This is a genomic window from Brachybacterium atlanticum (assembly GCF_025669985.1).
Taxonomy (GTDB): Bacteria; Actinomycetota; Actinomycetes; order Actinomycetales; family Dermabacteraceae; genus Brachybacterium; species Brachybacterium conglomeratum.
In genome coordinates, this window is the sequence record NZ_JAKJJW010000060.1 from 1 (window position 1) to 6700 (window position 6700).

The 6700-nt window shown below is 73.7% G+C and carries 6 protein-coding genes and 1 pseudogene; all 7 read left to right on the top strand.

Features of this window, described 5'->3' with window-relative positions:
* The first annotated feature begins 644 nt into the window (after positions 1 to 644).
* Entirely contained in the window at positions 645 to 1694 is a 1050-nt protein-coding gene (locus L3K22_RS16380; protein ID WP_263312334.1) for a LacI family DNA-binding transcriptional regulator, read from the top strand.
* A 105-nt stretch (positions 1695 to 1799) separates the two neighbouring features.
* Positions 1800 to 2321: a ferritin gene (locus tag L3K22_RS16385; protein ID WP_263312335.1), complete on the top strand. Its 522-nt coding sequence runs from the start codon at positions 1800 to 1802 to the stop codon at positions 2319 to 2321.
* 82 nt (positions 2322 to 2403) lie between these two features.
* Positions 2404 to 2850: a VOC family protein gene (locus L3K22_RS16390; protein WP_263312336.1), complete on the top strand. Its 447-nt coding sequence runs from the start codon at positions 2404 to 2406 to the stop codon at positions 2848 to 2850.
* A 289-nt stretch (positions 2851 to 3139) separates the two neighbouring features.
* Entirely contained in the window at positions 3140 to 4210 is a 1071-nt protein-coding gene (locus L3K22_RS16395; protein ID WP_263312337.1) for an LLM class flavin-dependent oxidoreductase, read from the top strand.
* A gap of 200 nt (positions 4211 to 4410) precedes the next feature.
* Positions 4411 to 5328, top strand: coding sequence for an exodeoxyribonuclease III (locus tag L3K22_RS16400; RefSeq protein ID WP_263312338.1), 918 nt, complete (start codon positions 4411 to 4413; stop codon positions 5326 to 5328).
* 197 nt (positions 5329 to 5525) lie between these two features.
* Positions 5526 to 6473 carry a YhcH/YjgK/YiaL family protein gene (locus L3K22_RS16405; RefSeq protein WP_263312339.1) on the top strand — a complete coding sequence of 316 codons (948 nt, stop codon included), beginning with the start codon at positions 5526 to 5528 and terminating at the stop codon, positions 6471 to 6473.
* Positions 6464 to 6700: pseudogene (locus L3K22_RS16410) on the top strand (2-oxo acid dehydrogenase subunit E2); the annotation flags it as partial. The gene L3K22_RS16405 and the pseudogene L3K22_RS16410, both read left to right, overlap by 10 nt.

Sequence of the window (6700 nt, forward strand, 5' to 3'; positions counted from 1 at the left end):
GGTCGCCTCGCTCGGCGACTCACCGGCAGCGGCGGCGGCCGTGCGGTCCGGGCCGTGGGTGCGGACGGGGGTTGTCATGGGAGCGCTCCCAGCTTCCTGGTCGGGACGGCCCGGAGGGCTGTCGGGGGACGACGGGCTGCGCGACGGACGCGCCCTGCCCAGGGCGGGCGGCCGTCGACGGACTCGCGGGTCCGCCTCGCCCGCTGCGCAGGACCGGGGTCCAGGAGCGGGCACGTCGAGGATCCCTGCGGCCGTGGGGCGGGCGCCGGCGTCCTCGACGAGGCCACCGTAGGAAGGTGCGGGACGATCCGCCAAGGAGCCGTCGAACTCGGTGAACCGACCGTGAACAGCGCCTGACCTCGCAGGTGGGAGCGCTCCCACGCTGCGCTCATCCGGCCTCCGGGAACCCCCGGGCACCCTCGGTCCGCCGCGCGTCCACCGGACGTTCATCGTCCCGGTGCCGACTGTTCATCGTCGGCCCGGTCGGGCTCCGGACCCCCTCCCCCGGTCTTCACCTGCAGGTCACCTGGGCGGTCCGCGGCGCCCTTCCGGCCGGGCTATCCTGCCCCGGACCAGCCGCCGACACGACGCGCACCGGAGTGCCCGTGCCGCGCCCCGAGGCATCCGGGACGGGAGGAGCCGCCATGCCGCGCCAGCCCACCATGGAGGACGTCGCCCGCGCGGCCGGGGTCTCGCGCTCCACGGTCTCGCGGGTCTTCCAGAACGACGGGGAGCGGGTCTCCCCCGACACCCTCATCGCCGTGCACGAGGCCGCCACGCGCCTGGGCTACGTGCACAACCTCGTCGCCAGCGGACTCGCCATGCGCCACGGACGCCAGCTGGGCCTGCTGATCCGCGACAGCACGAACCCCGCCTACGGGCATCTGCTCTCCGAGACGAACCGGGCGGTCGAGCGGGCGGGGCGCACCCTCATCTCCGTGACCGCCTCCCGCCACGACTACGGCACCGCCGAGGTGGCCGGGCTGCGGCGCCTGCTCGGTCAGCGCGTCGCCGGGGTGTTCGTCGGCACCGGCGTGACCGCCGCCGAGGACCTCGTGGAGACCGTGACCTCGGTGCCGCTGATGATCGTCGGCCGCCCCAACGACCACCCCCGCATCGAGTCCATCAGCTACGACGAGCGCGCCCACGGCCGCGCGGTGGCCGACGAGATCGCCGTGCACGGGCACCGACGGGTCGTCGTTCTCACCGCGCCGCTGCTCTACTCGCGCGTGTTCGACCTGCGGATCCGCAGCCTGGTGGAGCGGTGCGCGGAGCTCGGCATCGCCACCCTCCCCGTGGACCTGCTGCCGGTGGAGCAGGGCGTGGTGCGCGCCCTGGACACCGCGCGCGAGGAGCGCGCGAGCTGCATCGTCTGCCCCGTGGACTACGTCGCCCTCGACCTGCTGCGAGCCGCCGCCGAGCGGGGCGTGCGCATCCCCGAGGACGTCAGCACCCTCGGCTTCGACGGGCTCGGCGACGGCCTGGACCTGGTGGGGCTCGCGACGGTGCGCCTGCCCGTCGAGGAGGTCGCCGCCCGGGCGGTCGAGCGGATGGAGGAGCTGCTCGTCGCCGCGCAGGACGACCCCGAGGGCCCGCTCGCCGTCGCCCCGCCGCCCGCGCAGCACACGCTCGTCGAGGGGGAGCTCGTGCCCGGACCCACCCTCGGGCCCGTGCCCGCTCACCTGCGGAGCTGAGCTGGCCGCGCACGGTCAGGAAAGCCTGCCCGAAGTACATCACTGCAGGTCAGGGAAGGCTTGCCAGGGGTGACAACGACCGGTCGGAGGACTACCGTCGTCCTCATGAAGATGAGCAACGATCTCGAGAAGAAGTTCCAGGACCAGATCACCCTGGAGTTCGCCGCATCGATCACCTACCGCCAGCTCGCCATCGAGGCCGATGAGCAGGACCTCCCCGGCATCGCCGCGTGGCTGCGCCACCAGGCCGACGAGGAGATCGTCCACGCCAACAAGTTCATCCAGCACGTCTCGGACCGCGGCAACCACGCCGCGATCGGCGCCCTCTCCGAGCCCGGTGTGAAGCCCGGCCTCTCGGTGCTGGAGATCTTCGAGGCCGCCCTCGCCCACGAGGAGAAGGTCTCCGAGGCGATCCGCGAGCTCTACCGCAGCGCTGACAAGGAGGGCGACTACGACTCCCGCCCGCTGCTGAACTGGTTCGTCGACGAGCAGATCGAGGAGGAGGCCACCGTCTCCGAGATCATCGGGCGCGTGAAGCTGATCGGCGAGGACGGCTCCGGCCTGCTGCGCCTGGACGCCGAGCTCGGCGCCCGTCCCACCGAGTCCACCGAGGCCGACGAGGACTGAGCCTCCCTCCGCGGCCCGGGGCGTGGAAGACTGACGCCCCGGGCCGCGACGTCGCCGCCCGCCGACGAACCCGGAGGTCAGGATGCCGCAGCCGCAGAACTCGCCCTACATCGCCTTCCCCGGCAATGGCCAGGAGGTCCTCACCCACTGGCAGGAGCTGTTCGGCGGCGAGCTGGAGATGATGACCTACGACGAGATCCCGGATCTCTCGTGCTTCCCCTTCACCCCGCCGCGTGGCGCGGTCGCCCACGCCACCCTGACAGGCGGCCTGTTCGCCGTCTCGGGCGGCGACGCGATCGGCGGGCCCGGTGACGAGCTGCCGCCGCTGGGCTCGGACGTCTACTCCTTCCTCATCGGGCTCGAGGACGTGGAGTCGGCGAAGGACCTCTTCGCACGGATCGCCGAGGGCGGGGGGAAGGTCGCGATGCCCTTCGAGCTCGCACCCTGGGGCGACCACTACGGCCAGGTCGTCGACCGCTTCGGCGTGATGTTCGCGCTGGTCGTGGGCGGCAGCTCGACGCAGAGCTGATCGCAGGGCGTCGTCGGGCGCTCGACTCGGAGCCGAGCGCACCTCGCGGCCGCACGACGGTCGCGGCGCACCGCGGGCGCGCCGGGCACGATGCGCGTCGGCACCTCGCGGTGCCCCCTCAGCGCGCGCAGGAGCCATTCGCCGTCGCCACGGCCCTCGTGCGCGAGGAGCCAGTCGTGCCAGGAGGAGGAGTCGGCCAGCACGAGAGCCTTCTCGGGGCGCTCACGGCCATGGTGGCACCCTTCCCTCACCGCTGGTTCTGTTTTCAACTAGTTGATAGGGTGCGGCCATGCGTGCCTTCGGATTCCTCAGCTTCGGCCACTACGGCGGCAACCCCGCCCAGGGCGGGATCACCGCCCGCCAGATGCTCCACGACGCGATCGACATCTCGGTCGGCGCCGACGAGCTCGGCGTGAACGGCGCCTACTTCCGCGTCCACCACTACGCCCGCCAGTCCGCCGCACCGATGCCGCTGCTGTCGGCGGTCGCCGCACGCACGCAGCGGATCGAGGTGGGAACGGGCGTGATCGACATGCGCTACGAGAACCCGCTCTACCTCGCCGAGGAAGCCGCGGCCCTCGACCACATCGCCGACGGGCGGGTGGCGCTCGGCATCTCCCGCGGCGCGCCCGAGGCGGCGGACCGCGGATGGGAGTCCTTCGGCTACACCGGCTCGACCGACCCGCGCGGCGCGGACATCGCCGCGGCGAAGTTCGAGACCTTCCTGCAGGCCATCCAGGGCCACCCGATGACCCGTGCGGCGGCGCAGCCCTACATGTCCGATGCCGCCCCGCACGCCCCGCTCGCGATCGAGCCGCAGTCCGAGGAGCTCATCCGCCACATCTGGTGGGGCTCCGGCTCCCGAGCGACCGCCGAGCGCACCGGGCAGCAGGGCCTGAACATGATGAGCTCGACCCTGCTCACCGAGGCGAACGGCTCGGCCTTCGGCGACCTCCAGGCCGAGCAGATCGACGTCTTCCGCGATGCGTTCCGCGAGGCCGGGCACACGCACATCCCGCGCGTCTCCGTCTCCCGCAGCGTCTTCCCGATCCTCAGCGACCGCGACCGGGTGCTGTTCGGCGCGGGCGGCAGCGGCGGCGGCGACCAGATCGGGATCATCGACGGCACCCGCTCCACCTTCGGCCGCACCTACGTGGGGGAGCCCGATCAGCTGATCGAGCAGCTGAGGGCCGACGCCGCCGTGATGTCCGCCGACACCCTGCTGCTGACGATCCCGAGCCAGGCCGGCGTCGACCTGAACCTCGAGATCCTCCAGAACTTCGCGACGCACGTCGCGCCGGCGCTCGGCTGGAAGCCGAACACCGAGGGGCCCGTCGTCGGCGATCGCGCCACCTCCTGAGGCGACGGGCCGGGACCGCGCGGCCCCGGCGCAGGCGGGCGGCCCCAGCGGACGGGCGGCCCCAGCGCAGACGGGCGGCCCCAGCACAGACGGGCATTATATGGCATGCAGTGGCGATATCGCCATTGCGTGCCGTAGAGCGCCCGCGCAGACCGGCGCGCGACGACGAGCCCGTCGGAGGCACCGCGTAGCCTGCGGGGATGCTCCGCATCGCCTCGGCCAACGTCAACGGGATCCGCGCCGCCCATCGTCGGGGTTTCGGCGACTGGCTCGCCGCGCGAGGCTGCGACGTGATCGCGCTGCAGGAGGTGCGCGCCCAGGCCTCGAAGCTTCCCGACGGCGCCTTCGGCGACTACCACGTCGCCCTGGAGACCGGGACGCTGCCGGGTCGGAACGGGGTCGCGGTGCTCACCCGTCGGCCGCCCGCGGCGGTGCGCACCTGGTCCGGGGCGGCGCTGCTCGGCGCGCCCGACGAGGCGCTCGCCCCGATCCCCGCCGAGGACCGGGTGCCGCTCGCCCGCGGACTCTCGCGCTTCGTCGCCGAGGGTCGGTACCTCGAGGTGGACCTCGCGGACGCCCCGGTCACGATCGCCTGCCTCTACCTGCCCAAGGGCGGGCTGCCCGCGCACCTGCAGCGGCCCGAGCGGATGCGGGAGGCGCCCGACGGCGGTGCGAAGTACGCGCGGAAGATGCAGTTCATGGACGGCTTCGCCCGCTACCTGACCCGCACGCGCCGTGCCGCCGCGGCCGCGGGGCGAGAGTTCCTGCTGATGGGCGACCTGAACATCGCCCACACCCGGCAGGACCTCGCCGCCTGGCGCCGCAACCAGCAGACCGACGGGTTCCTTCCCGAGGAGCGGGAATGGCTCGGACAGCAGCTCTCCCCGCGCACGCTCGTGGACGTGGTGCGGCGCCTGCACCCGGACGAGGACGGCCCCTACTCGTGGTGGTCCTGGCTCGGGCAGTCCTTCGCGAACGACGCCGGCTGGCGGATCGACTACCACCTGGCCACGCCGCGCCTGGCGCGGTCGGCGGTGCGCGCGGCCGTGGACCGGGAGCACGAGGGCATGCGCCTGTCGGACCACTCCCCCGTCGTCGTCGACTACGAGCTGGGCTGACCCTGCACCCGGTCAGGACGGAAACGCACGCCGCCGCCCGCAGGCCGTCCGTCGGCCGACGGGCCGGGCCCCGCGGGCCCGCCACGAGACCCGGTGGTCCGTCTCCGCGCCCCTTCCGCTGAAGTTCCCGTCGAGTAAGCTGGGTGCCGTGAGCGTCGGTGGGGCGCTCGCCCCACAGACCAGCACGGAGGACCGTGATGCCGCAGCATGCCGCCGCCCCGGCCGCGCCTGCTGCACCCTCCTCCCCGTCCTCCGCCCTGACCGGCACCGAGGCCTCGCGCCGCCTGCTGCATCCGGAGTCCGAGGCCCCTGCGCTGACGCTGTGGGGCTCCTCCTCGATGAGCTCCGAGGGCGGCGACGAGGCGACCGCCGTGCCGGTGCGCATCCACGAGCACCTCGCGCTCGCGGCGGCCCCCGCTCCCGTGCACCCCTTCGGCGTGGGCGCGACCTGGTCCCGGCACACCCTGCTCCAGCGCGGCCTGGACACCCCGACGCTGATCGGCCGGGGCGATCCCGAGCCGGGCACCTCCCGCCTCGAGGTCACGCTCGACTCCGACCTCGCCCCGTCCGGCCCGATCCGGGTGCCGGGCCGGGTCGACGACGTCGACGGGATCCTCGACGGCAGCTCGGGGACCTGGTACTTCACCCCGTCGGACCCCGCGGACGCGGTCACCGGCGGCGTGTTCGTCTCCTCGCTCGCCGAGATCGCGGAGGGATCGCGGCAGGTGCTGTGGATGGGGAAGAACAACATCCGCGACGTCGAGGGAGTGCTCGAGCACACCGCCCGGATGGCCGAGGCCGCCCCGCCCGGTGACACGCTCGTCCTCGGCCACTGGTGCACGGAGCACGACGAGGCCGGCTCGGCGACGGGCGAGGCGGTCGCCGAGGTCAACGCCGGACTCGCGGAAGTTCATCGCGATCACTTCCTGGACGTGCAGCATCTGCTGACCGGGGAGGAGGGCCTGGCCAGCTCCCCGCTCGCGCCGCTGCAGCTGCTCGAGCAGGGCACCACCCACGACGCCCTCGCCCGGGCCGTGGTGCCGCCGCTGCTGATCGCCTCCGACGGCATCCACCTCAACGGCTGGGGGAACCTGGTGCTGAGCTGGGCGATCGTGCGACGGATGCAGGAGCTGCGGTGGCTCTGAGACGACCTGCGGCGCCTCGCCTGCGCCCCGACCGGCCCGGCGCCCCGGCCCCGGCCGCCGCCCGCGCCGTGCTCGTGACCCCCACGGCACCCGCACCGGTGCCTGCCGGGACGCCGACGACCGTGGAGCCGCCCTCCGCCGCCGCACCGGCCCTGCCGGAGGTGCAGCGCGGCCCCTTCCCGGCCGCGCCGCGGACCGTCGCGCGAGCGCCGGAGCAACGCCCCAGA